Origin of the sequence: Gordonia sp. PS3, assembly GCF_041950545.1 — a bacterium.
In the GTDB taxonomy this organism is placed as follows: Bacteria; Actinomycetota; Actinomycetes; order Mycobacteriales; family Mycobacteriaceae; genus Gordonia; species Gordonia sihwensis.
The window spans coordinates 981684-1007091 of the sequence record NZ_CP169524.1; the positions used below are offsets into that span (position 1 = coordinate 981684).

Annotated in this window: 25 protein-coding genes and 1 other RNA gene; 15 read left to right on the forward strand and 11 right to left on the reverse strand. The window is 68.2% G+C overall.

All coding sequences use genetic code 11. The annotated features are described in order from the left end of the window. The first annotated feature begins 116 nt into the window (after positions 1-116). On the forward strand, positions 117-1994 hold the full coding sequence (locus tag ACE11G_RS04480) for a propionyl-CoA synthetase (RefSeq protein WP_375003805.1): 1878 nt from the start codon (positions 117-119) through the stop codon (positions 1992-1994). Here ACE11G_RS04480 and ACE11G_RS04485 read toward each other — a convergent pair whose 3' ends face one another. The 5 genes from ACE11G_RS04485 to ACE11G_RS04505 form a co-directional block, all read right to left on the reverse strand. Continuing rightward, positions 1995-3713: a lipase family protein gene (locus ACE11G_RS04485; protein ID WP_222111169.1), complete on the reverse strand. Its 1719-nt coding sequence runs from the start codon at positions 3711-3713 to the stop codon at positions 1995-1997. It lies immediately after the preceding gene. A 54-nt stretch (positions 3714-3767) separates the two neighbouring features. After that, positions 3768-4391 carry a TetR/AcrR family transcriptional regulator gene (locus ACE11G_RS04490; RefSeq protein ID WP_375003808.1) on the reverse strand — a complete coding sequence of 208 codons (624 nt, stop codon included), beginning with the start codon at positions 4389-4391 and terminating at the stop codon, positions 3768-3770. Between the two features lie 37 nt (positions 4392-4428). Then, positions 4429-5826, reverse strand: coding sequence for a lipase family protein (locus ACE11G_RS04495; RefSeq protein WP_375003810.1), 1398 nt, complete (start codon positions 5824-5826; stop codon positions 4429-4431). A 404-nt stretch (positions 5827-6230) separates the two neighbouring features. Then, positions 6231-7451: an acyl-CoA dehydrogenase family protein gene (locus ACE11G_RS04500; protein ID WP_006898279.1), complete on the reverse strand. Its 1221-nt coding sequence runs from the start codon at positions 7449-7451 to the stop codon at positions 6231-6233. Positions 7452-7480: 29 nt separating this feature from the next. Beyond that, positions 7481-8848, reverse strand: a complete 1368-nt coding sequence (locus tag ACE11G_RS04505; RefSeq protein ID WP_375003812.1) for an acyl-CoA dehydrogenase family protein — start codon at positions 8846-8848, stop codon at positions 7481-7483. 118 nt (positions 8849-8966) lie between these two features. On the opposite strand from ACE11G_RS04505, the gene ACE11G_RS04510 reads away from it, so the two are divergent. Further along, positions 8967-9626: an MBL fold metallo-hydrolase gene (locus tag ACE11G_RS04510; RefSeq protein ID WP_375003814.1), complete on the forward strand. Its 660-nt coding sequence runs from the start codon at positions 8967-8969 to the stop codon at positions 9624-9626. Between the two features lie 32 nt (positions 9627-9658). Here ACE11G_RS04510 and ACE11G_RS04515 read toward each other — a convergent pair whose 3' ends face one another. After that, a complete protein-coding gene (locus tag ACE11G_RS04515; protein ID WP_006898282.1) occupies positions 9659-10012 on the reverse strand; it encodes a VOC family protein in 354 nt (117 codons plus the stop codon). 114 nt (positions 10013-10126) lie between these two features. Next, positions 10127-10927: a histidinol-phosphatase gene (hisN, locus tag ACE11G_RS04520; RefSeq protein WP_375003816.1), complete on the reverse strand. Its 801-nt coding sequence runs from the start codon at positions 10925-10927 to the stop codon at positions 10127-10129. An 87-nt stretch (positions 10928-11014) separates the two neighbouring features. Here hisN and ACE11G_RS04525 point away from each other — a divergent pair, with 87 nt between their 5' ends. The 11 genes from ACE11G_RS04525 to ACE11G_RS04575 all read left to right on the forward strand — a co-directional run bounded on the left by ACE11G_RS04525 (position 11015) and on the right by ACE11G_RS04575 (position 19813). Next, the gene (locus ACE11G_RS04525) at positions 11015-11374 is read left to right on the forward strand and encodes a hypothetical protein (protein WP_051999706.1); all 360 of its coding nucleotides are present in this window, start codon (positions 11015-11017) and stop codon (positions 11372-11374) included. A 42-nt stretch (positions 11375-11416) separates the two neighbouring features. Continuing rightward, positions 11417-12529, forward strand: a complete 1113-nt coding sequence (gene prfB / locus ACE11G_RS04530; protein ID WP_006898285.1) for a peptide chain release factor 2 — start codon at positions 11417-11419, stop codon at positions 12527-12529. Positions 12530-12554: 25 nt separating this feature from the next. Further along, positions 12555-13484 (forward strand): mechanosensitive ion channel family protein, encoded by a 930-nt coding sequence (locus tag ACE11G_RS04535; RefSeq protein ID WP_045538593.1) that lies wholly within the window; start codon positions 12555-12557, stop codon positions 13482-13484. Next, positions 13474-13977: a hypothetical protein gene (locus ACE11G_RS04540; protein ID WP_375003819.1), complete on the forward strand. Its 504-nt coding sequence runs from the start codon at positions 13474-13476 to the stop codon at positions 13975-13977. Before ACE11G_RS04535 ends, ACE11G_RS04540 begins: the two co-directional genes overlap by 11 nt. 28 nt (positions 13978-14005) lie before the next feature. Next, positions 14006-14692: a cell division ATP-binding protein FtsE gene (gene ftsE, locus ACE11G_RS04545; protein ID WP_006898288.1), complete on the forward strand. Its 687-nt coding sequence runs from the start codon at positions 14006-14008 to the stop codon at positions 14690-14692. 38 nt (positions 14693-14730) lie between these two features. After that, on the forward strand, positions 14731-15636 hold the full coding sequence (gene ftsX / locus ACE11G_RS04550) for a permease-like cell division protein FtsX (RefSeq protein WP_006898289.1): 906 nt from the start codon (positions 14731-14733) through the stop codon (positions 15634-15636). Positions 15637-15665: 29 nt separating this feature from the next. Then, positions 15666-16139 carry an SsrA-binding protein SmpB gene (gene smpB, locus ACE11G_RS04555; protein WP_006898290.1) on the forward strand — a complete coding sequence of 158 codons (474 nt, stop codon included), beginning with the start codon at positions 15666-15668 and terminating at the stop codon, positions 16137-16139. A 3-nt stretch (positions 16140-16142) separates the two neighbouring features. Further along, positions 16143-16898: a hypothetical protein gene (locus ACE11G_RS04560; RefSeq protein ID WP_375003822.1), complete on the forward strand. Its 756-nt coding sequence runs from the start codon at positions 16143-16145 to the stop codon at positions 16896-16898. Between the two features lie 95 nt (positions 16899-16993). Then, positions 16994-17366, forward strand: a transfer-messenger RNA (tmRNA) gene (ssrA, locus tag ACE11G_RS04565). A gap of 286 nt (positions 17367-17652) precedes the next feature. Further along, positions 17653-17970, forward strand: a complete 318-nt coding sequence (locus ACE11G_RS04570; RefSeq protein ID WP_375003824.1) for a hypothetical protein — start codon at positions 17653-17655, stop codon at positions 17968-17970. A 106-nt stretch (positions 17971-18076) separates the two neighbouring features. Beyond that, the gene (locus ACE11G_RS04575) at positions 18077-19813 is read left to right on the forward strand and encodes a penicillin-binding transpeptidase domain-containing protein (RefSeq protein ID WP_375003826.1); all 1737 of its coding nucleotides are present in this window, start codon (positions 18077-18079) and stop codon (positions 19811-19813) included. A gap of 195 nt (positions 19814-20008) precedes the next feature. On the opposite strand, the gene ACE11G_RS04580 is transcribed toward ACE11G_RS04575, so the two are convergent. Further along, positions 20009-21031: a S9 family peptidase gene (locus ACE11G_RS04580; protein ID WP_101841539.1), complete on the reverse strand. Its 1023-nt coding sequence runs from the start codon at positions 21029-21031 to the stop codon at positions 20009-20011. 95 nt (positions 21032-21126) lie between these two features. Further along, positions 21127-22773: a long-chain fatty acid--CoA ligase gene (locus tag ACE11G_RS04585; protein ID WP_006898295.1), complete on the reverse strand. Its 1647-nt coding sequence runs from the start codon at positions 22771-22773 to the stop codon at positions 21127-21129. A gap of 148 nt (positions 22774-22921) precedes the next feature. On the opposite strand from ACE11G_RS04585, the gene ACE11G_RS04590 reads away from it, so the two are divergent. Both ACE11G_RS04590 and ACE11G_RS04595 read left to right on the forward strand, forming a co-directional pair. Next, positions 22922-23500, forward strand: coding sequence for a QsdR family transcriptional regulator (locus tag ACE11G_RS04590; RefSeq protein WP_006898296.1), 579 nt, complete (start codon positions 22922-22924; stop codon positions 23498-23500). A gap of 19 nt (positions 23501-23519) precedes the next feature. Then, positions 23520-24287: an SDR family NAD(P)-dependent oxidoreductase gene (locus ACE11G_RS04595; protein WP_278124590.1), complete on the forward strand. Its 768-nt coding sequence runs from the start codon at positions 23520-23522 to the stop codon at positions 24285-24287. A gap of 33 nt (positions 24288-24320) precedes the next feature. Here ACE11G_RS04595 and ACE11G_RS04600 read toward each other — a convergent pair whose 3' ends face one another. Then, complete coding sequence (locus ACE11G_RS04600; RefSeq protein WP_006898299.1) at positions 24321-24677, reverse strand: DUF488 domain-containing protein; 357 nt, start codon at positions 24675-24677, stop codon at positions 24321-24323. A gap of 33 nt (positions 24678-24710) precedes the next feature. Beyond that, positions 24711-25370, reverse strand: coding sequence for an alpha/beta hydrolase (locus ACE11G_RS04605; protein ID WP_278124586.1), 660 nt, complete (start codon positions 25368-25370; stop codon positions 24711-24713). Positions 25371-25408: the final 38 nt, after the last annotated feature.

Consider the following 25408-nt stretch of genomic DNA (forward strand, 5'->3'; position numbering starts at 1 on the left):
ATCCCAGGTGGGAGCGAGGATTCCGCTGTTATCTTTCCGTGATAAATCCGAGACCAAGTGTGACCGAGTCCACGCTGCAGAAGTGACTCCGGTCACCGGATTGCTACCGTTGTCCAATGGCCACCTACGCAGAAGTCTTCGCCCGCAGCATCGACGATCCCGACGGATTCTGGCTCGACGCGGCGGCGGGCATCGACTGGATCAGTCCGCCGACCAAGGCTCTCGACGATTCCCAGCCGCCGATCTACCGATGGTTCCCCGATGCCACGCTCAATACCTCGGCGAACGCGCTCGACCGTCATGTCTCGGCGGGCCGCGGCGATCGTGACGCGCTCGTCTGGGACTCCGCAATGGTGGGCGAGAAGCGGACGTACACCTATGCCGAACTGCTCGCCGAGGTGTCCCGCTTCGCGGGAGTGCTCGCCGCGCAGGGCGTGGCCAAGGGCGATCGCGTCATCGTCTACATGCCGATGATCCCGGAGGCCGCGATCGCGATGCTCGCCTGCGCGCGGATCGGAGCCGTGCACTCAGTGGTGTTCGGCGGGTTCGCTGCACCGGAGTTGGCCACGCGCATCGACGACGCCGAACCGGTCGCGATCGTCACCGCGTCGGGTGGACTGGAGCCGGGCCGAACCGTCGAGTATCTGCCGATGGTGCGGGATGCGCTGGCGATCGCGGCGTCGGCGCCGGAGACGGTGATCGTGAAGGACCGGCCGCAGGTGGCCGGATCGGCGGGGGACTACGGGTGGCTCGACTGGGACCAGCAGATGGCGACCGCGCGCCCGGCCGACGCCGTCGAGGTGGCCGCGACCGACCCGCTCTACATCCTGTACACCTCGGGAACCACGGGGAAGCCCAAGGGCGTGGTGCGCGACAACGGCGGTCACGCGGTGGCGCTGCACTGGTCGATGCGCAACGTGTACGGGGTGTCGCCCGACGACGTGTGGTGGACGGCCTCCGACGTCGGCTGGGTGGTGGGCCACTCGTACATCGTCTACGGTCCGCTGCTGCTCGGAGCGACGACGGTGATGTATGAGGGCAAGCCGGTCGGGACACCTGACGCGGGGGCGTTCTGGCGCGTCATCTCCGAACACGGAGCGTCGGCGCTGTTCACCGCTCCGACGGCGATCCGCGCGATCCGCAAGGCCGATCCCGAGGCCGCTGAACTGGCCCAGTACGACATGTCGCGGTTCAAGACCCTCTTCGCGGCGGGCGAGCGACTCGATCCCGACACGTTCGAATGGGCCTCGGAGAAGCTCGGTGTCCCGGTGGTGGACCACTGGTGGCAGACCGAGACCGGCTGGGCGATAGTGGCCAATCTGCGTGGACTCGAACCCATGCCGCTCAAGCCCGGGACTGCCACGGTCCCGGTCCCCGGGTACGACGTGCAGGTCGTCGACGCCGATGGCCGCCGTCTCGGACCCAACGCCGAGGGCAACATCGTCGTGAAGCTGCCGATGCCGCCCGGCACGCTCGCGGGGCTGTGGGGCGACGAGGAGCGGTTCCGTTCCTCATACCTCAAGGCGTTCCCCGGCTACTACCTGACCGGCGACTCCGGCTACATCGATGAGAACGGGTACGTCTACGTGCTGGGACGATCGGATGACGTCATCAATGTCGCCGGGCACCGGCTCTCCACCGGGAGCATCGAAGCGGTGGTCGCCGCGCATCCGGCCGTCGCGGAGTGCGCGGTGGTCGGCATTCACGACGACCTCAAGGGACAGCGGCCGAGCGGATACGTGGTGCTCAAGGCCGGTGCCGACATCGACGAGGACCGTCTCCGCGCCGAACTGGTGCAGATGGTCCGCGACGAGATCGGCGCCGTCGCCACCTTCCGCGACGTCACGGTCGTCCAGGCCCTGCCGAAGACCCGGTCGGGCAAGATCCTGCGTAAGACCATGCGGCAGATCGTGGACGGTGAGGAGTACGCGGTGCCCTCGACCATCGAGGACCTCTCAGTGCTCGAGGCCCTGGTGGATCAACTCGGGCACTGATCACGCCGGATGCGGTGCCGGGCAGTTCGGTGTCGGCGCCGCACCCGCGAAACGGTCCTGCGTCCAGGCGATGAGCGACCCGACGGCGGGCGAGTCGTCGTCGATGAGCGTCATGTGCCCGAGCCCCGGGTAGGCGCGGTATTCGAGATCGCTGCCCGCGGCGCATTGGTCGGTGACGTACTCGTTCTGCGGCGCCGGAGCGATCACCTCGTCCGACAGTCCCTGGGCGATGAGCGTGGGCCGCGGCAGCCGCGCGCTCGGCGTGTTCTCGGCGAGTCGTGCGCCCAGCGGACCGGACGTCGGGGTGCGCGTGTAGAAGTCGTGGCCGAGAATGAGCGCCTCGGCGAGCGAGACGGGCATCGTGGGCGACCACAGACAGCGCGCCGCCATTCCGCGCATCGGGAGGCGGGCCTGCGTCTTGATGTAGTCGGCGTAGCGGACGTCCGGGTAGGTGCGGGTGTACGCGTCCATCACATAGGACGCCAGCAACGCGCCGCCCGCCATCGTCTCCAGCCCGGAGGCGAGAGCCCGCAGATTCGATGCCGGTGCGAGCGCCGCGGTGGCGATCACGCCGGCGTCGGGTGCGTACGACGGAGCCAGCAGTTCGGTCCACAGTGCAGCGTGTCCGCCCTGGGAATGGCCCCACACCACCGTCGACCGAGTCAATGACGCCCCGGGCAGAGCGCGGGCGGCCCGGATCGAGTCCAGTACCGAGCGCGCCTCACCCCGGCCGATCACATACGGCGACGGTCCCGGAGTGCCCATCCCGATGTAGTCGGCGGCCACCAGCGCCCAGCCCCGCCCGACCACTTCGTTCAGGCCCGGCAGGTGTGCCAGCGGTGTCGAGGTCATCGACGGGGCGCAGTTCTCGGCGACGCCGGACGTCCCGTGGGCCCACGCGATCAGCGAGTGCGGACCGGGACCGTCCGGAACGACGACGAGACCGCTCGCCAGTGCGGGCCGGTCGCCGCGCAGGGTGGAGTAGAGGATGCGCCACGCGTGAGCGCCCGGCGGGATGCCCGCGGCGGTCGGCTCCGACTTCAACAGGGTCCCCGGCCGCACGCCGGCGGGAAGCTCGGCTCGATAGAACGCGCCGGGTTCCTCAGCGGTGCCGCGGACGACGAATGTCGCGATCACCAGCGGCACGGCGACGATCGTCGCGACCGCTGCCGCGGCCGTCCGCAGCGCGATTCTCGCGGTCCGCTCCCGGCCGGGTTCGGCCGCGGCGGTCCGGCCGCGGATGCCGGCGAGCAGCTCGGCCGCACCGCGCCACACCAGCGCCAGCCCGACGGCCTCGACGACGATGAAGATGCTCACACCCGGCCACGACACGGCGAGCACAGCGGTGGCGATACCGGCTGCGCCGAACAGCACGTCGGCGAACCACGCGGGGCCGCGGCGCGCGGCGCGCACCCATCGGCCCACGCCCCACACCGCGAGTGCGATCGCCGCGGCCACCGCGATACCGAAGATCGACAGACTCCGCCAGATCAGCAGCACGGTACCGACCAGCGGCAGCAGGACTGCGACGGCGAGCCGGAGCGGTTCCCGGCGAGTCTGGGATTCGATGAGGTCGACGAGTCCGGCCACGATCAAGCCGATCGCCAGTGCGGCGGCGGTCCACGGCACGCTCGCGAACGGGCGGAGCACCAGCAGGACGCCGACGGCGATGGATGCCAGAGCGAGGAGCAGGCGCCCGGCTCTGGCGGCAGTGGTCATCTCATCAGCGTAGGAGGCACTGTGCGGCGCGGAGAGGTTTCGACGCGAGCCCGCTCAGCCCAGAACACCGGGTCGGAGCAGCGTGCGCATCACCCGGAGGGTGTCCTCGGTGGTCAGGTCGGCTGATCGCACCTGCTCGACGATCACGGCGTTCACCGCGCCGATGAAGCCGGTCCACAGCAGCGGGTCGGGCCTCGCGGTGAGCAATCCGCGCTCGGCGCCCGCCGCGCTGATCGCGTCGAGCGAGGCACCCCACCGGGTCCGGCGCTCGGCGCGGTGTTCCTCGAACTCCGCGCTCACACCCACTGCCTCGACGAAGCAGATTCGGGTGAGCCGAGGGGCCGCGCCGAAGAATTCGACGAATGCCCGGATCCCCGCGTCGAACACCGCCTCGATCTCCGCGGCGGTCTCGAGTGACCGTTCGACGGCTTCGATGACGGCCGTGCTCGCCGCGTCCTCGGTCTCGTCGTAGACCGTGCGGAGCAGATGCTCGCGGTCGCCGAACTCCTCGTAGAACTGTCGGGATGACAGAGCGGCGTGCCGACAGACCGCTGACACGGACGTCGCCGCGTAGCCGTCGGTGCCGAACAGCGCGATCGCCGAATCACAGAAGCGTCGACGCCGATCGCGGCGACGGTCGTGCATCGACTGGCCGCGATAGAGCCTGGGTTCGGTCACCGGTCCAGGCTAGCGGTCGAGCCCGGACCGGATGCCGCTAGCGCTCCGCGCCCAGAGGTTTGCCGAACAGTGCCGCCAGCCCGGCGCCCACCGCTGCCGAGAACGTCGGCCACCATCGCGGCCGCGACGTCATGGTGAGGTCGTCACTGGTCCGGCAACCCTTTGCGGCCGGCTTGCCGTCGAGCCGATCCTTCAGCCACAACAGTGCCAGCGGCGCACCGGAGACCTCGGCGATGAGATGTTCCGACAGGTGGTCGCGGGTGTAGGTCACCCGAGCACCCGGGCGGCGGCAGTACTGACCGACGAGCCGATCCACCTGGCCCACGGGGATGATCTCGTCGAGGGCGGAGTTCCACATGTACATGGGCATGTCGGGCAGGCTCTTGCCCATCCGGGTGTCGTCGAAGACCCGACGCACGGCGGGTGCCCGCAGCGCGCCGCCCGGTGCGCGGATGAACCCGATGTTGTTCAGGAACGGGAAGGTCGCCGCCTGATACTGCACGCAGAGGGGACCCTTGAGTGCCAGCACCGCCCGGCCGAGCGGGTCGAGGTGGGAGTTCATGAAGGTGCGGAAGTAGTCGTACTCGCGGGTGAGTCCGACCACCGCGCCGAGCACGAGGCCGCTGGTCACGTTGTTCTGCGCGGCTTTGAGGACCACCTCGAGATCCGCGGGGACTCCCCCTTCTGCGGCGCCCACGATGTTCAGTTCGGGGGCGTACGTCTTCTTGAGTTCAGCGGTGTGCCCGGTGACGATGGCGCCGCCGGAATAGCCGTACAGGCCGATGGGTGAGGCATCGGTGATCGACGACGGCGCGAATCGCTTGGCGGCACGGAGACTGTCGAGGGTGATGCGGGCACCGAGTGGACCGGCGCCGTAAGCGTGGTTGGGGCCTTCGTGGTCGGGAAGCACCACCGCGTACCCCTGGTTCAGAAAGCCCTGGGCGATGAGCAGTTCGGCGGGAGCGACCACCTGACCCAGAAGGGGACCGGCGTTGAGGTGCTGGACGGCGTACGACGTCGCGCAGTAGCTGGCGGTCGAATCCTCGGCGATCTGCATGGAGACGACCTTGCGCGGGCCGGTCGTGGTGCCGCGCGGCTTGAGGATCGTGGTGACCGCGGGGATCGCCCGGCCGCGGGTGTCGGTGGACCGGAAGGTGAGCTGCCACGCGTCCACGTTGATGGGAGCGACTCCGAAGTTCGCGGGGGTGATCCGCCGGGCACGCAAGATCTCACCCGGAGCGGCGGCGGCGACTTCCCGGGCCGGAGGTCGGTAGAAGGCGGGGTCGAGCTCTTGTGGCAGTGGAACGAGCGGCGCCTGCGTCACGGCCGGGTCGGCGTGGGCGGGCGCGACCGGTGTCACCGCCGCTGTCGCAACGACGGCCACGGCGCTCAGCGCAGCGGCGAGGAATGTGCGTGTTCTCAATTCGACCCCCATGTGAAACGTTCTTATTTCAAAAGTTTCGCTGAGAGTACACGGGGGTTGCCCAGATCACAATGGATCGTCGGGAAGTGGGAGGTCACCGGGGCGGGTGAGGGGGTCGGTGGGCGGTCTCGATGCGCGTCGTCACTTCGTTCCTCCGCTTACTCGACGGACCTGCAGGGTGGGGCTTACTCGACGGACCTGCAGGGTGGTGCTTACTCGACGAGCCGGCGGGGTGGTGCCTAGTCGAGGGGCCGGCGGGGTGGTGCCTAGTCGAGGGGCCGGCGAGGTCGCGGGGGCGGCCTGGGGACGGGTCAGGGGCGGGGGATTCGCTCGGAGCCCTCGATGAGGACGCCGCGGCGTGAATCCCCCGCCCCTGATCGTGCGACGGGAATGCAGAGCCTACGGGCTCGGCCTGATCACTTCAGTTCGGCACTGCTCTTCCCGAGAATGCGCCGGGCGATGATCAGCTGCTGAATCTGCTGCGTTCCCTCGAAGATGTCGAGGATCTTCGAGTCGCGCGCCCACTTCTCGAGCAGGGTGCGCTCGGAGTAGCCGTAGGTGGACGCGAGTTCGACGGCCTTGTTGGTGACGTCGGTGCCGGTGCGGCCCGCCTTGGCCTTCGACATCGACGCCTCCAGCGAGTTCGGCATCTTGTTGTCGGCCATCCACGCCGCCCGGATCGCGAGCAGGTATGCGGCCTCGTAGTCGGACTCCATGCGGATGAACTCCGCCACCGCGGCTGGCTGGTCGGCGGCCGGACGGTCGTAGTCGATTTCGAGGCCGGCCTCCTCGAGGAGCTTGCGGAGTTCCTCGAGTGCGGCGCGCGCGACGCCGACAGCCATCGCGGCGACCATCGGCCGCGTGTTGTCGAAGGTCTGCATGACCCCGCCGAAGCCCTTCTTGACGTCCACCTCCGGCGAACCGAGCAGGTTGGTGGCGGGGATCCGGCAGTCCTCGAAGCGGATCACGGCGGTGTCGGACGCGCGAATGCCGAGCTTGTGTTCGAGCCGGACGATGGTGACGCCCGGGTTGTCCCGAGGGACGACGAAGCTCTTGATGGCCGCGCGCCCAAGGCTGCGGTCCACCGAGGCCCACACCACGATGTGGGTGGCGCGCGAACCCGCGGTCACGAAGATCTTCTCGCCGTTGATGACGTACTCGTCGCCGTCGCGCGTCGCGGTGGTGGTCACCGCGGCCGAGTCGGAACCGAAGCTCGGCTCGGTGATGGCCATCGACGCCCAGACCTCGCCGCCGAAGCTCTCGATCTGTTCGTCGGTGGCGACAGCGGCGATGGCCGCGTTGCCCAGTCCCTGATACGGGATCGAGAGCATGAGCCCCACGTCGCCGTACGACGCCCACATGGCGTTGAGGACCGACTGCATGTTGCCGCCGTTGGCGTTGTAGCCCTCCGGTCGCTGCTTGTTGGCGTCGCCGCGACCACCCGCGGCGCCCGCACCGGCCTGGCCGGCGGCGGCGAGACCGTTGTAGAGGTTCGCCAGAGTGTCCAGCTCCACCGGGTACTCGTGCTCGGCGAGGTCGTACTTGCGCGAGATGGGCCGGAAGATCTCCAGCGCCGCATCGCGCGCCTGCTCCACCGTGGGCTGCAGCTTCTTGGGCAGTTCGAGATTGATTGCCATGATGTCGACTCCTGAAACTCGTCTCGCCGTCAGAGAACGACGATGCCCTCGCCGATGCCCGCACCGCGCAGGTCGCGGTACCACCGCTCCACCGGGTGCTCCTTGGTGAAGCCGTGGCCGCCGAGCAGCTGCACGCCGTCGAGGCCGATCTGAAGGCCCTTGTCGATGGTGAGCTTGCGCGCCAGCGCCGCCTCGCGGGCGAACGACAGGCCCTGCTCCGCACGCGAGGCGCCGCGGAGGGTCACCAGTCGCAGGCCGTCGAGTTCGGTCGCCATGTTCGCGACCATGAACGCCACCGCCTGGCGGTTCGAGATCGGCTCGCCGAAGGCCTCGCGCTCGTTGACGTAGGGGATCACGTAGTCGAGCATCGCCTTCGCGGTGCCTGCGGCCAGTGCCGACCAGCCCAGGCGCGACAGGCGCACCACGTCGCGGTACGCGGCCGCCGCGTCGTCTCCCTCGACCTCGCCGAGGAGAGCCGTGGCGGGAACGGCCACGTCGTCGAGCAGCAGCCGGCCCATTCCGGCTGCGCGCAGGCCCATGCCCGGATCGGCTTCGATCACCAGACCCTGGCTGTCGGACTCGACGATGAACAGGGCCGGACGGCCGTCGAGCTGCGCGCCGACGATGAACAGTTCCGCGCTGCCTGCCGCGGGGACGAACGACTTCACGCCGGAGAGGCGGAACCCGCTCGGCACGCGCTTGGCCTTGGTCTGCAGGTCGAAGGCGTCGAACAGCGGGCGCGGCTCGGCGATGACGACCGCGGACGACGGTACGTTCTCGCCCGCGAAGTCGGGAAGGTAGGTGCGCTGCTGGCCGTCGCTGCCGAAGTTGGTCAGGGTGGTCGCGACGCCGCTCGGCGCCAGAAGGGGGAGGGCCAGTCCCATGTCGCCGTACGCCATGGCCTCGGCGACGAGCGCGTTGGTGACCACACCGCGTTCGGTGGCGGCTCCGTCGAAGGCCTCCGGAACGTTGATCATCGTGATGCCGAGCTCCGCCGAGCGCTTCAGGATGTCCTCGGGAGTGGTGGCGGCGTTGTCGGAGTCGTATGCCGCCGGCCGCAGGATCTCGGTGGAGAAGTCGCGGACGGTCTCCGCGATCATCTCCTGCTCTTCGTCGGGGTTGAGGTTGAAGAATCCCTTCGACGAGGTGGCCGGACGCTCCGGCTTTCCGCTGCTCGCGACCTGGGTGAACGCGCGGTTGGCCGCTCCGAGGGTCTTGAATCCGGTCTTGGTGGCGTGGAAGGCCACCCGGTTGATCGGCTCGCGCAGGTGGTACTTCTCGGCGATGTCGGAGCCCGTGATGGTCGTGAGCAGGCGCATGGCCGCACCGATCGGAGTGCGCTTGTGCGGCTGCGCGCCGACGGACGAGGTGTCGCGGGGTTCGGTGTTCGTGGTCATTTCCTCACCAGATTCTCGAAGCGGATTGTCGCGATGGAGTTCTTACTCCGTAGTAAGGAGTTACCTTACTCCTCGGTAAGAAGGTTGTCACGCCTCCGGCACGACTATCGTCGGAGCCATGCGCATCACCCATTTCGGCCACTCCTGCGTACTGCTCGAGATCGATCGCACCCGGGTGCTCTTCGACCCCGGAAACCTCTCGTCGGGATTCGAGACGCTGACCGGGCTGGACGCGATTCTCATCACCCATCAGCACCCCGACCATGCGGATCCGGCGCGGCTGCCCGCGCTGGTCGACGCCAATCCGCAGGCGGTCCGTTACGCCGACCCGCAGACCGCGGCCCAACTGAACGAGAAGCGGGACGCCGGCCAGTGGTCGGTGATGGCGGCGGGGGAGCAGATGCGAATCGGTGCGCTGACCGTCCGCGGCACCGGCGGCAGACACGCAGTGATCCACCCGGATCTGCCGGTGGTCGACAACATCGCGTACGTGGTGGACGCCGCCGACCGTCCCGGCGCCTTCATGCACCCCGGCGACAGCCTGTACATCCCGTTCGAGCGGATCGACGTTCTGGCCCTGCCCGCGGCCGCGCCGTGGCTCAAGCTCAGCGAGCCCGTCGACTACCTGCGCGCGGTCGCGCCGCGGCGGGCCTTCCCGATCCACCAGGCCGTCCTGTCCGATGCCGGCCGTGCCATTCACAATGCGCGGATCGACGAGATGAGGCCGACGGGCACCGAGTTCTCCGTGCTGGAGTCCGGGGTGCCCGTCGAACTGTGACCGCCGCCGCGGTCTGAATCACCGCCGCGTGGTCACTGTTTCGGCAACGGACTGTAGAAGACCAGCCCGTTGCCCTTGTTGTCGTAGACCACCGCACGCCGCTCGTGCGCGTCGTTGTACGCCTGGGTGACGATGCCGCCGCCGCTCGCTTCGACGGCTTTCGCGGCCGCGTCGACGTCGTCGGTCTTGATGCCGACCACCACCTGACCGTGGATCGGGTGGTCGACGGCCGTCGCGAGTGCGACGGTGACTCCGCCGCCGTCGAGGGCGGCGAAGTGTGCGCCGTCGCGGAACTTCAGAGCCATTCCCAGCGTCTCGCTGTAGAACTTGATCGATTCGTCGAGATCGTCGGTCGACAGGACGATCATCTTCACTTCGTTGCTCATGGCGCCTCCGCATTCAGTTCTCGGAGCGGGATGTCGCTCCATCGCGGAGGCTACCGGCGACTTCCTTGTGCCGCAGGAGTATTCCGGCGCGAATGCGGAGTCACGCGCGGAGGATCACGTCCCCAGGGCTGCCAGAGTCTCCCGCTGCAGCAGACCGTTCGTGGCCACGGCGCTTCCGCCGCCCGGGCCGGGCCTGCCGCCCAGATCGGTGAACTCGCCGCCCGCCTCGCGTACCAGGACATCGAGTGCCGCGAGATCCCACAGGGAGACCTCCGGTTCGGCGGCGATGTCCACTGCGCCCTCGGCGACGAGGCAGTAGTTGAAGAAGTCGCCGTAGCCGCGCACGCGCCAGACGCTGTCGGTGAGCGCGATGAATCGGTCGCGGATGCCGCGGTCGGCCCAGCCGGACAGGCTGGAGAAGGCCAACGACGCCGAGCCGAGGTCGTCGACCTTCGACACCGAGATCGGCCTGGGCTCGCCGCCGTCGAGCGACGCGAAGGCGCCGCCGCCCGCCGCCGCCCACCAGCGCCGGTTCAACGCAGGCGCACTCACCACGCCGACCGACGGCACGCCGTCCACGAGCAGGGCGATGAGCGTGGCCCAGACGGGAACGCCGCGGACGAAGTTCTTGGTGCCGTCGATCGGATCCACCACCCATTGCCGCCCGGTGAGCAGCGGGTCGCCGCCGAACTCCTCGCCGAGCACGGCGTCGGCGGGTCGGGTCTGGGCGATGCGGTCGCGGATCATCCGTTCGCACGCGAGGTCGGCGTCCGACACCGGGGTGAGATCGGGCTTCGAGTCGACGTGCAGATCGAGGGCGCCGAAGCGGGAGAGCGTGAGGTCGTCGGCTGCATCGGCCAGATCGAGTGCCAGCTGAAGATCTGCGCCGTGACCGGCGTCCGAGAGGGTAGCCACGGCATCCGAGGCTAGCACCGGCGGCCGATGCGTCCGGCCGTGCGACATCCGTCTCTCCCCGATGCCGTCCGGCGGTACTCTCAGGCCATGCCTGTGTGGATCAGCGTCGTGTTCATCCTGATCGTCGCGACGTCGCTCGTCGCGATGCTGATGCAGCGCCGTGGGCGCCGGATGTTCGGAGGCGGCGTCGACGCGGCCTCCGGCTATGTGGAGGGCACGCTCACGGTGACCGGGCTCGGCAGGCAGAACGAGCCCGACAAGAACGGGAGCCGGTACTGCACCATCAGCGGCACCATCATCGGCCCGCAGATCGCTCCCACCGAGGTGTACGGCACTCAGGTGCTCGGCGCCGACGACGTCGCGCCGACGGTGGGCGCGTCGATGCCCGTGGTGTACCGGCCCGGCAAGGTCGACTCCACGTGGCGGTTCGGGGTGCTCGGCGACTGACCGCGGTCGGGCGTCCGCGGCCAGAGGGTAACCTGGTTCCTCGTGCACCCCGATGTCTCCGCTGATCTCGAATCGCTCGACGCCACCCTGACGACCGTCGAGAAGGTGATGGACCTCGACGAGCTCCGTCGCCGAATCGACGAGCTCGAGATGCAGGCTTCCGACCCCGACCTGTGGAACGACCAGGAGCACGCGCAGAGCGTCACCTCCGAGCTCTCGCACGCGCAGTCCGAACTCCGCCGGGTCAGCGAGCTCCGGTCGCGCCTCGACGATCTCCCGGTGCTGTACGAGCTCGCGGAGGCGGAGGAGGGCGACTCGGCCGTCGCGGCTCTCGAGGACGCGGAGACCGAGCGAGCGGACCTGCGCCGCGACATCGAGGCCATGGAGGTCAAGACCATGCTCGCGGGCGAGTACGACCCCCGCGAGGCGCTGGTGAACATCCGCTCCGGTGCGGGCGGAGTGGATGCGGCGGACTGGGCGCAGATGCTGATGCGCATGTACATCCGGTGGGCCGAGCAGCACGGGCATCCGGTCGAGGTGTACGACACCTCGTACGCGGAGGAAGCGGGCCTCAAGTCCGCGACCTTCGCCGTCAAGGCGCCGTACATGTACGGAACGCTGTCGGTGGAGCAGGGCACCCACCGCCTGGTGCGGATCAGTCCGTTCGACAACCAGGGCCGCAGGCAGACCTCGTTCGCCGAGGTCGAGGTGTTGCCGGTGGTCGAGACCACCGACCACATCGACATCGACGAGAACGACGTGCGGGTGGACGTGTACCGCTCGTCCGGCCCGGGCGGACAGTCGGTCAACACCACCGACTCCGCGGTGCGGCTGACGCACGTCCCGACGGGCATCGTCGTGACATGTCAGAATGAGAAGAGCCAACTGCAGAACAAGGTCGCCGCGATGCGCGTGCTGCAGGCCAAACTCCTCGAACGCAAGCGTCTGGAGGAGCGTGCGCAGATGGACGCGCTCAAGAGCGACACCGGCGCCAGCTGGGGCAATCAGATGCGCTCGTACGTGCTTCACCCCTACCAGATGGTGAAGGACCTGCGAACGAACGTGGAAAGCAACAACCCGTCTGCGGTGCTCGACGGTGATCTCGATCAGTTCATCGAAGCGGGCATCCGCTGGCGGATGAACGAAGGCGAGTGATCGTATCGATTCCGTTCCCACCTACCTGGTAGATCGGCTCGGGCTGCCGAGCTGGCTGCAGTCCTGGGAGAAGTGGCTCGCAGTCGACTTCGTCGGCATCCTGCTCTGGATCATCGGCGGGATCCTGGTCATCCGGTTCTTCCGATGGGGTGCTGGCCGGTACAGCAAGCGGGTGCTGCGGCAGTTCGAGTCCAGCGACGACATCGTGCAGTCCGAGGACATGAAGCACCGTCGGGCACTGGTGGACGTCGTGACCTGGACGTTGGTAGCGCTCACCGTTGCCGCGGTCACGATGCACATCCTGGGGATGTGGGTCGCGAAGAGCAGCCTCGTGGGGCTGAGCGCGGTGGTCGGTGCGGCGCTGGGCTTCGGCGCGCAGCGCGTGGTGCAGGATCTGCTGGCCGGCTTCTTCATCATCGCCGAGCATCAGTACGGCTACGGCGATGTCGTCAACCTCTCGGTGACCGGCGGCCTCGAAGCCGAGGGCACCGTCGAGGATGTGACGCTCCGCGTCACCCGACTCCGGAACACGGACGGCGAACTGCTCATCGTGCCGAACGGTCAGATGATCAAGGCCGCGAACCTGTCGAAGGACTGGGCACGGTCGGTGGTCGACGTGCCGGTGCCGCTCGACGCCGACATCAACGAGGTCAACACGGTCCTGCGCGAGGTGGGACAGACCTTCTACGACAACCCGCGGTGGAACCGGTTGCTGCTCGACGCGCCGACCCCGCTGGGCATCACCAACCTCGAACTCGACTCGGCGACCGTCCGGATGGTGGCGCGGACGCTTCCCGGCCAGCAGTTCGAGATCGGCCGCGCGCTGCGCGGCGACATCATCTACGGCCTCGCGCGCCACGGGATCTTCGTCCAATCGGTGCAGCAGCAGTCGGCGGTCAAGACCGCCGGGGACGAGGCCGCCCAGACCGGAGGCGGGGTGAGCGATGAGCACTGAGGAACGGACGGCCGACACCGCCGCTCACACGACCGTCGCCGAGGCCGCCGCAGCTCCCGAGCCGTCGGCGATCGTGAAACTCGCGCGGCGCATGCGGCACGTCTATCACACGCGCATTCGGACGACCACCGTCGTCCTGATCCTCGTATGGTTCGCGCTGCTCGGCTTCTACGGGTTCAGTTCCGAGCACTACGCCACCGAGCCGAGGGTCCCGCAGGGCACGCAGGTGCAACAGCCTGTCGAGCCGACGACGTCGCAGCCCAGCTACACCTCGCAGACCCCCACGTCCTCGACCGTCGAGTCGTCGACCGAACCGACGCAGACCGAGACTCCCACCACGGAGACCGGACGGGGCATCGAGGGCACCGGCCGTCAGACCGGGCGGGCCACGCCGAGCACGCCGGCCGGGGAGCAACAGCAGCAGCAACTGCCGCAGGCGCCGAATGGAACCGTGCAGCCGACCTCCCAGCCCGGAGCCAGTGCGGGCGAGTAGTCCTGACCGGTCAGTACACTTGGCTACCGTGATCAAGCTGACGAATGTGACGATGCAGTACGCAGCGTCTTCTCGCCCCGCGCTGGACGATCTGTCGCTGGAGGTCGAGAAGGGGGAATTCGCCTTCCTGATCGGTCCGTCGGGTTCCGGTAAGTCGACCTTCTTCCGGCTGCTGCTCAAGGAGGACAAGCCGACGTCCGGCGACGTGTACGTGGGGGATTTCCACGTGAACAAGCTCCGCAGCCGGGAGGTCCCGAAGCTCCGTCAGTCCATCGGCTGCGTCTTTCAGGACTTCCGCCTGCTGCAGCAGAAGACGGTGGCCGACAACGTGGCCTTCGCGCTCGAAGTGATCGGCAAGCCCGCGTCCACGATCCGGGAGGCGGTGCCCGAGACCCTGGAGTACGTGGGTCTGTCGGGCAAGTCGGACCGGATGCCGCACGAGCTGTCCGGTGGTGAGATGCAACGGGTGGCGATCGCGCGAGCCATCGTCAATCGTCCGGCCCTGCTCCTGGCCGACGAGCCCACCGGAAACCTCGACCCGGAGACCAGCGAGGAGATCGTCGAGGTTCTCGACCGTGTCAATCGCGGCGGCACCACCGTCGTCATGGCCACTCACGACCGCCACATCGTCGACGCGATGCGGCGCCGCGTGGTGGAGTTCGACAACGGGACCCTGGTGCGCAACGACGAGCACGGCGTCTACGGCATCGGCTGACACTTGACCTTCCACAGGCGGGAAACCAAAGGCATCACATGCGCTTGAACTTCATCTTCGGCGAGGTCTTCAACGGCTTCCGCCGCAACATCACCATGACCGTCGCGATGGTGCTCACCACGGCGATCACCCTCGGCATGCTCGGCGGCGGTCTGCTCGTGATCCAGATGGCCAACAAGAGCCAGAAGATCTTCCTCGACCGCGTCGAGATGCAGTTCTTCATCAACGACGCGGTCACCGCGAAGGATCCGAACTGCCTCGAGGCTCCGTGCACCACACTGCGCACCGACCTGGAGTCGGAGCCGGGAGTGGCGTCGGTGACGTTCATCAGCCAGGAGCAGGCGTACAAGACGGCCAAGGAGTCGTGGGAGAAGGACTCGCCCGAGCTGGCCGACTTCATCCGCAAGGAGGCGTACCAGGGAGCGCTGCGCGTGCGGATGGCCGATCCCGACCGCTTCGGCGCGGTGCTCGACAAGTACTCGCGGGCCGAAGGCGTCGACGGAGTCCTCGATCAACGTGACCTGGTCAAACGTATCTTCAGCGTGCTCGACGGGGCGCGCAACGCGGCCTTCGCCATCGCCGCGGTCCTGGCCGTCGCCGCGATCCTGCTGATCGTCAACACCGTGCAGATCGCGGCCTATACGAGACGGACGGAGGTGTCGATCATGCGGTTGGTCGGCGCCACCAGGTGGTACACCCAGCTGCCCTTCCTGCTGGAGGCGGTGATCGCCGCGGTGGTCGGAGCGCTGCTCGCCATCGGCGGGCTGTTCCTGGCGAAGATATTCTTCTTCGACAAAGCGCTCGAAGACCTCTACGGTGTGAACATCCTGGCGCGCATCACGTCGGCGGACGTGTGGTTCGTGTCGCCGTGGCTGCTGTTGTCGGGCATCGTGCTCGCCGGCGTCACCGCGTACGGCACCTTGCGCGTCTATGTCCGTGAATGACGACTACATGAAGAATTCGGAGGTCTGCCGTGCCCAGGGATAAGGGTAAGTCGGTGATCGCGACGAACCGGAAGGCTCGGCACAACTACACGATTCTCGAGACCTTCGAGGCGGGGATGGTTCTCCAGGGGACCGAGGTCAAGGCGCTGCGCGAGGGCAAGGCGTCACTGGTCGACGCCTTCGCGACGATCGACGACGGCGAGGTATGGCTCAACGCCGTGCACATCGCCGAATACGGCAGCGGCACCTGGACCAACCACGCCCCCCGGCGCAAGCGCAAATTGCTGATGCACCGCCGTGAGATCGACGGGCTCATCGGCAAGCTGCGCGACGGAAATCTGACGCTGGTCCCGCTGTCGATGTACTTCTCCGACGGTTACGCAAAGGTGGAGCTGGCGCTCGCCAAGGGCAAGCAGGCGCACGACAAGCGCCGCGACATCGCCGAGCGGACCGCCAAACGCGAGGTGGAGCGGACTCTCGGCCGGCGCGTCAAGGGAATGTAGCGGTTGGCGGTTCCGCGCAGACTCTCCGGCATCGCGCTGACGCTTGTGGTCGCGGCGCTCACGGCCGCGGGCTGCGCCGACCGGGCACCGCAGGCGCAAGCGGTTCCCGAGGTGGGCTGGCTCGTCGCCGACCATTCGTGCGCGCCCGATCGGGTGCGGGCTCAAGCCGACGCTGTGGTGCGCAGCGGTCTACGCGACGTGGGGTTCCGCGAGTTGTTCATCGATTGCAATGACGAGGACCGCGCCCGGATCGACGCCGACTCGGGCGTTCGCGCCGATCTGGCCTCGCTCGGACTGCACGTGCATCCGCTCCCGTCCGCGCAGCGACGCACGGCCGTCGACGCCGCGTCCGCTACTCCGTCCGGGCTCCGGACGGAGGTGACGCGGCGGGTGATGAGGGCCGAGCCCCTGGTGGTGACCGGAGACCTGCCCGCCGTGCCCCGTGGCACGGTCGAGATGCTCCGGAACCCGGAGATCGGTGAGTTGGTCCGCGATCGCCGTGCGGCACCGGGCGCCGAGGTGAACGGCGATCCCGAGACGTACTCGCGGGCGATCGGGGAGCGGGGACTGCTGGTGTCGTTCACCAACACCGGACCCGTCGGCCGCGACATGTCGATCCCGATCGCCGATCTCGGCCTGGCCGGCGACGACGTGGTTCCGGCGCGTGAGGTCTGGTCCGGACGCCGCATCAAGGCCGAGGACGGGGAACTCACCATTCGGGTAGGAGCGGGCGACGCGGCACTGCTGCGGATCGGCTGAGCGACCCGAATGACGTCGCGACGAATACCGGGATGATTCTGTCGTCTCCGTTGGTTATGATTAGGTGTCCGCCAAAATCTGGAGGGCACCCCCTCGGGGCCGATCGGTTTCGACTACGTGCATCGAGGTGGGGGAAGCGTGTCGGTGCAGGCTAGAGACCACCGTAAGCGTCGCAGCAACCAATTAAGCGCCGATTCCAATCAGCGCGACTACGCTCTCGCTGCCTGATCAGCGAGGCTAGTCTGTCGGCCCGGTTCTAAGTTCCCGGAACCGGATGCCGGCATCAGCTAGGGAACTCACTGTCGCCGCCGGTCGCGGGCGTCGGCAGGACATCCAACAGCGACTGGGATCGTCATCCCGGCTTGTTCGCGAGACCGGGAGATCCGAGTAGAGACACAGCGGACTGCACACGGAGAAGCCCCACTGAAGTGACGGAGGACCCGGGTTCAATTCCCGGCGGCTCCACGAGGTAAGGCCCCCGGTCGTCACCGACCGGGGGCCTTACTCATATCCGGCAGCTCATATCCGGCAGATCGCTAGGCTGCGTTGATGCAGATCACGAAGTGGATCGGGACCGCGAGCTGGTGGGTATTCGTCGTCGCTCGTCTCGTGGGAGAGATGGGAGAGCCGGTCGCGGGGACATCGCGCGATTTCGTCGGCTTCCCTGCGGGTCGGCGGTGGATGGACCGCGTACACGCCGCTCACCGATGCGATCGCGACGAGGAACGTCGACACCGCCGCACCGAATGCGCTGATGCTGATCTCGCTGATCGCACTGGCAGTCACGGTGGCTGCGGGAGTGGTGCAGGCCGTGCTCAGTCGCCGTCTGCTCGTCGGCGTGATCGCGGTCGCGGCGCCGGTCGTCGGAGGTGTACTGGTCCTGTGGGCTCTCTACCACCGGACTGGGGCCGCAGGCGCAGTGCAACTCTCGTCGCTGTCGGTATTCGCCCTGATACTGACCGCCGCGGCTGTTCGCGGTCTCGGTACACAGCTCGGCGGGTATGGGAATCGGACTGGGGCCGCGGCACCGGTCGGACGAGGAGCGGACTCGACCGGCGGAGGATCCGCCTGACGGGGACGTCGTGTTCTTGCAGGTCGGCGACGGTGTGGTCGAGAAGACAGTGCCGGTGGCTGCTCGTGAGTTGCTCTGCCGGGCCGTGTCTCGGTTGACTGGAGAGATGCGCAGAATCGCCGTGGGCGTCGTCCTCATCCTGCTCGTCGCGCTCGCCACAGCGTGCGGAAGTGACCCGTCGCCGGCTCAGCGGCTGGCGGACGCGCTGAACAGCCGCGACATGACCGCCGCCGCCTCGGTGACCGACGATCCGGCGTCGGCCGAGAAGGCGTTCACAGCCAGCTTCGACGGGATGGGCGAGGCCAAGGTCCACGTGAGTGTCGGCGGCGAGGACGACGACGAACTGAACTGGTCGTGGTCGCTGCCGCACGGCCGGACCGTCGACTACTCCACATCGGTCGCGGAGACGGGCGGCAAAGTCCGCTGGACGCCGCAGCTGATTCATCGAGACCTCAAGCCCGGCGCTCGTCTGCTCTACAGCGATGACAAGACCTACGACGTCCCGGTCGTCGACCGGTCCGGTCGCGACCTCCTCACCTGGCAGGAGGTCACGGTGGTCTCGCTCGCCCCGGATCGGTCCGGGTCTGCGGAGGCACTCGCCGCGCGACTGCGGCCGGTGGCGCCGACGGTCACCGCAGCATCCGTTCGCGCAGACGTCAAAGGAAAGAAGGAACCGACCACGATCGTGACACTGCGCGCCGCGGACGCGAAAAAGGCCGGGGACCTCGCTTCCATTCCCGGCGTCACAGTCCGCAAGGAGGGACGCCTGCTCACCGCTTCGAAGGACCTGCGCTCTCCCGCGGTCGCCGGCCTCGAGGAGCAGTGGCGGAAATCGATCGACGCGGCGGCCGGCGCCACCGTGGCGATCGCCGACGCCGAGGGGAACCCGATCGGGCGCGTGAAGACATTCGACGGCCGGACTCCCGAGCGGGTGGAGACCACTCTCGACGTCGCCCTCCAGCGTGCGGCGAATGCCGCGGTCGCCACTTCGCGTCGCCCGACGATGCTGGTCGCGATCCGGCCGTCGACCGGAGGGATCCTGGCGGTGGCGCAGAACGAGGGAGCCGACCGGCAGGGGCCGGTGGCGTTGAGCGGTCTGTACCCGCCGGGCTCCACGTTCAAGACGGTCACCACGCTGGCCGCACTCGATGCCGGCGTCACGAAGCCCGATGCGATACTGCCGTGTCCCGGAAAGAAGCGGATCGGCGATCGCGTCATTCCGAACGAGAACGAGTTCGATCTCGGTGCCGTGCCGCTGCACACCGCGTTCTCGCGCTCGTGCAATACGACGATGGCGGCGCTGTCGGCCGAGTTGTCCGATACCGCGCTCACCGACACCGCGCGCTCGCTCGGGCTCGGCGTCGACTACACGATCCCCGGGCTCACCACCGTGACAGGCGCGGTCCCCGCAGCGAAGACCACTGCGGCGAAGGTCGAGAACGGGATCGGGCAGGGCACGGTCACCGCCTCGCCGTTCGGCATGGCGCTCGCGGAAGCGAGCCTCGCCGCGCGTCACACCGTCACGCCCACGTTGATCCAGGGACGCGCCACCGGGGAGAGTGCGCGGCCGTCGGAGATCTCGGCGTCGGCGGCCGCCGCACTCCGGACGATGATGCGCGAAACCGTCAGTTCCGGCACGGCGACCGCCTTGCGCGACATTCCGGGGCTCGGAGGCAAGACGGGGACGGCCGAGTACGGCGACAACACCCACTCGCACGGCTGGTTCGCCGGCATCGACGGCGACCTCGCCTTCGCGACCCTCGTCGTCGGCGGTGACAGCTCGGCGCCCGCGGTGCAGGTGAGCGGCGAGTTCCTGCGGGCGGCGAAAGCGGATCTGCCCTGACCCGGAGAAGCGAAGTGCCCCGCCGTGGGCGGGGCACTTCGTCGAATCGGAGGGGCGCTTACTGAACGCCGGAGAAGACGGTCTTCAGAAGCTCGAACACGTGAGGATGCTCAACGATTGCCGTCCACAGTGCTGCGTCCATAGGTATCTCGCCTTTCTAAGGGGATTCGAGGCTTACATCCCCACTTTACGTGGTCATTGCGAATGCCGTTTCGCGAAGACGCGCAGCGCGTCCAAATAGCCCGGTGCGTACACCGAAGACGGCGCGAACCTGGTGCGTGCCGCGACACGGAAATCGTCTCGGTACTCGATTCCCTCCCGCGTGATGCTGTGAGTGGCGTCGTCGAACCGCTTCACGGTCAGCAGATCCGGCCGGACGGTGCGGCGGTAGACGGACTCGGTCTCGTCCACGTCGACGGTGCGGTCGTCGCCCCCGAGCACCAATAGGAGCGGAACTGCGATGCCCGGCAGGGACGCCGTCGCATCCGACCGGAGGTTGCGTTCGGCGAAGCCCCACTGCGCGGGGGTCATCGGCTCCGGATCGATCCCGGAACGCCGGTACGCGGCGTACCCGGCACCCTCTTCCAACAGGCGCACCCGCTGGGCCCGGCGTGCCAGTTCCGCCGACGCCTCCGGAGCCGGGGCGCCGTGTGCGGACAAGTCGGACCGCAGCGCGAACTCGTGCTGCCGGAGCCAGTTGACCGCCGGCCCCACCAGGACGGCGAATCGCACGTCATTGCGCGCCGCGAGCACCTCGGGCACCACCCATCCGGCCTGTCCGTCGCCCCAGACGCCGATGCGGGTGGTATCGATGTCGGGGCGCGTGTAGGCCCACGAGACAGCGGCCTCGACCTCCGTCTCACGGTCGTGCATCGATTGGTCGAGCCAGTCTCCGGGCGCGCCGCCGACCCCCGGTTTGTCCCACGACAGCGTTGCGAATCCGGCCTTCGCGTACGCGTCCCAGAGCGGCTTGTAGGTGTCGTCGCGACTGGCGTTCGCCGGCCCGTCACCGTGGACGAACACCACGAGCCCGTGCGGTCCCTCGCTGTTGACAGGCGTCGCGAGCACCGCGTGCAGTTCGCCGCGGGGACCTTCGATCGTGACCCGTTCCTCGTGGATCGCGAAATCGCCCGCCACCAGGATCCACACGGTACCGCCGAGGACGAGCGCTGCGATCGTGCCGAGCGCCGCCAACGCCAGCTTCTTCCTGCGGCTCACTCAGGCGAGTCTAGACGGAGGTCGCCGCGCACTCGAAGGCCCGACCGTCGCGTGGACGGTCGGGCCTTCGAGAGCGGGTGGCCTGCGGGCGGCGTCTACGCGTCGGGTTCGCCGAGCACCGTGTAGTCGCCGTCGGCGTAGTGCTGACGGACGCGCTTCTTGTCGAACTTGCCGACCGAGGTCTTGGGCACCTCGGTGACGAACGACCACCGCTCGGGGATCTGCCAGCGCGGGATGCGGTCCTCGAGGAACTTACGGTGCGCCTCCACGTCGGCGTCCGCCTCATCGCGGACCACCGCGAGCACGAACGGCCGCTCGTCCCACTTGGCGTCCGGGACGCCGATGACGGTCGCTTCCACGACCGCCGGATTCGACGCGATCACGTTCTCCAGTTCCACCGACGAGATCCACTCGCCTCCGGTCTTGATGATGTCCTTGGCGCGGTCGACGATCGTCATGTACCCGTCGGGTGTGATGGTCGCGACGTCGCCGGTGCGCAGCCAGCCGTCGTCGAACTTCGACGGATCGGCGACGTTGCCGTCGGGCTGGTAGTACGAGCCGGTGATCCACGGGCCGGACACCTCCAGTTCACCGCGAGCCTCGCCGTCCCAGGGCTGCTCCTGGCCGTCGTCGCCGACGATCCGTGCGGCGACCGGAGCGGGGAAGCGGCCCTGGGTGACCCGATAGGCGAAGGCGGCGTCCTCGTCCTCGACGCCGGCCGGGGGCCGGGAGATGGTCCCCAGCGGGGAGGTCTCGGTCATGCCCCAGGCGTGCACGATCTTGACGCCGTAACCGTCGAACTTGGTGATCATCGACGGCGGGACCGCCGCACCGCCGACGACCACCTCGCGCAGGTGGGTGATGTCCTGCGGCTTCGCATCGAGCAGTGCCGACACACCCTGCCAGATGGTCGGCACCGCGGCGGCGAGCGTCGGGCGGGTCTCGGCCATCATCGCCAGCAGCGGCTCCGGCTGCAGGAAGCGGTCGGGCATCACCAGGGTCGCGCCGGCCATCATCGCCGCGTACGGCAGCCCCCACGACATGACGTGGAACATCGGGACGATCGCGAGCATCGTGTCGTGATTCGACAGACCCATGCCGCTCGTCGACGTCCCGAGGAGCGAATGCAGGTAGATGCTGCGGTGCGAGTAGACGACTCCCTTCGGGTCGCCGGTGGTACCCGAGGTGTAACACATGACGGCGGCGTCGGTTTCGTCGAGCTTCGGCCAGTCGTAGGTCGTCGGCTCGCCGGCGATCAAATCGTCGTAGGCGTGCACGGTGACGCCTTCGGGTGCGGTCAGCGACTCGACGGGGCCGTTCGCCACGACGACGTGCTTCACATTGGGTGTGCCGGTCAGATACTGCGACAGCATCGGCGCGACGGACGCGTCGACGAAGATCACCTTGTCGTCGGCGTGATTGATGATGAATACGGCCTGCTCGGGCGAGAGTCGCAGGTTCAGGGTGTGCAGAACGGCGCCCATCGACGGCACGCCCGCGTACAGCGCCTGATGCTCGGTGTTGTTCCACATGAAGGTCGCGACCCGATCGCCCCTGGCGACGCCCAGCTTGGTCAGCGCGTTGGCGATCTGTGCGCCCTGGTCGCCGATGTCGGCGAACGAGGCCTCACGGGTGCCCTCTCCGGTCCAGGTGATCACCTTCGCCTCGGGGAACACTCGACGGCTGTACTCGACCAACCCCGAGATCAACAGATCTCCGTGCTGCATCGTCGTCTGGACCATGTGCTGTCTCCTTCACGCTGTTCGCACGCGCAGTGCCACCGGAATGTCGATGATGTGAATCGGTTCACTCTCGTGATCGATTGTTCCCCGAACTACAGTCAAATTATGCATCATTTCGTTCGAATGATGCAGAGGCGGGAGATTGACGGTGATCGATCCGGAGGTCGTCCTCGACGCGGCGCGTGAGGTCTTCATCGCGGACGGCGGGATCGAGGTCGGGGAACTGGCTCAGACGGTGGGTGTGAACCGGACCACACTCTACCGTCGATGGGGTGGGCGCGACGGCTTGTTGGCCGAGGTCATCTGGTCGATCACCGAGCCGACGATCGCCGCCGCCGCGCGGCGAGCACCTGGCCGCGGAGCGGAGAAGATCGCGAGAACGATGGGGGAGTTCGCCGCCATCGTCAACGGCTCGGTGCATTTCGGAACGTTTCTGCGACGTGAGCCCGAGCGGGCGCTCCGACTGATGACCACGCACGCCGGTGGCGTCCAGCCGCGCATCGTCGGCAAGATCCGCGAACTGGTGCAGGCGGAGATCGATGCGGGGGAGATGTCCTCGCCGCTGCCGATCGACGATCTGGCACTCATCCTCGTCCGCATCACCGAGACGTTCGTCTACACCAACCTCATCACCGGTCGCGAGCCGGACGCGGCGAAGGCGTCGCAGGCCTGTGCCGCCATTCTCGGCGTCGGGCTGCTATCCGACGACCCGAACGAAATCACCTGAGAGCAAGGAGATCACAGCCATGTCGACAATCCTCGACACCTTCCGTCTCGACGGCAGGGTCGCCCTCGTGACCGGCGCGTCCAGCGGACTCGGCGTAGGCTTCGCGAAGGCGCTCGCCGACGTCGGCGCCGACGTGGTCCTGGCCGCGCGGCGCGCGGACCGCCTCGCCGACACCGGGGCCGCGATCGAGGGCATGGGACGGCGTGCGCTCGCCGTCACCACCGACGTCTCCGACCCCGAGCAGTGCACCGCCGCGGTCGACGCGGCGATGGCCGAGTTCGGGCGCGTCGATGTGCTCGTCAACAATGCCGGCGTCGGCTGGTCCGCGCCGGCGCTGCGCGAGAAGCCCGAGGACTTCCGCCGGGTGATGGAGATCAACGTCAACGGCTCGTACTGGATGGCCCAGGCGTGTGCCCGGGTGATGCGGCCGGGCAGTTCGATCGTCAACCTCGCGAGCGTGCTGGGACTCACCTCGGTTCTGATGCCGCAGGCCGCGTACTCGGCCAGCAAGTCCGCGGTCATCGGTCTCACCCGGGACCTCGCGCAACAGTGGACTCCCCGCAAGGGCATCCGGGTGAACGCGCTGGCGCCGGGCTACTTCGAGTCGGAGATGACCGGCGAGTTCGCCGAGGGCGTCCTGGACGAGTACGTGGTTCCGCGCACGCTGTTCGGCCGGATCGGGAATCCGGGGGAACTCGACTCCGCGCTGGTCTTCCTCGCGTCGGACGCCAGCAGTTACATCTCGGGTCTCACGCTGCCCGTGGACGGTGGGATGCTGACGAACTGACGATCCGGGCCGACTCGGCGGGCCAGCGCTCGCTCAGCGGACGCCGTGGTCGGCGAGCGCCGCGACGATCGTCGGGACGTGACTGGTGGACGGGTCCTTGGTGGCCGTCGCGAGCTCCAGGTCGCCGTCGGTTCCGAGGCGCACCAGTTCGGCGAGCGCGTCGGCCTGCGGTCCCGGCTCGTCCAATTCCGCTCGATAGCGTGCGGAGAACGCGTCGTACTCGTCGGGGTGCGCGTGATACCACTTGCGCAGATCGTTCGACGGGGCCACCTCTTTGAGCCAGCGGCCGATGCGAGGGTCGTCCTTGTGCACTCCGCGCGGCCACAGTCGGTCGACGAAGACGCGGTGGTCGTCGGGGTCGTCGTAGACGCGGGCGATGGAGACGGTCACGTGGGTGTCCTTTCGCCGGTGGTGATTCCGACGTTACGCCGTCGTGCCCGCGACCGAGCGACGGTCGGCGGCCAGTGCGTCGGCGACGAACCGCAGGGCGCTGCCCTGCCAGAGCCCGATGTGGTCGAGCATCGGATGGCCGCCGTCCGGCACCGCGAGGTATTCGGCGTCGAGTCCGCGGGCCGCGAGCTCGGCGATGCCTTTCGCGGTGCGCCGGGCCCGCGTGACGGTGTCGGCCTCGCCGTGCACGGCGCGAACCCGTGCGCCGGGCTGGATCTGCCGCCAGTCGGCGAACTGCCACCACGGCGCGAGGGCGAGGATGTCGGTGACCCGCTCGTCGTCGCCCAACTGCGCGGCGATCCGGCCGCCCATCGAATGGCCGATGACGGCGATCGGGACGCCCGGGTAGTCGGCCGCGAGACGGTCGAGAGCGGCCCGGGCGTGGGGCATCGGGCTGGCCTGTCCGCCATTCCAGCCGTAGACCCGGTACTGCACCTGACGGACGCGGACCCGCGTGCCGAAGCGCATCTGGATCGACGCGGTGAACGGGTACATCCGCAGAGCCGAGCCCTGAACTCGGGAGAAGGGCCGGTAGCTGAAATCGGTTCCGCCGGGGAGCACGAGAACGGCCAGTTCCGGATCGCGGACGGCGGCGCGCACCGGTGTCAACAGCATGTTCGCCAACTGCAGCATTCGCCCAGACTATCCGGAGAAACCGGTGGCAGAATCGA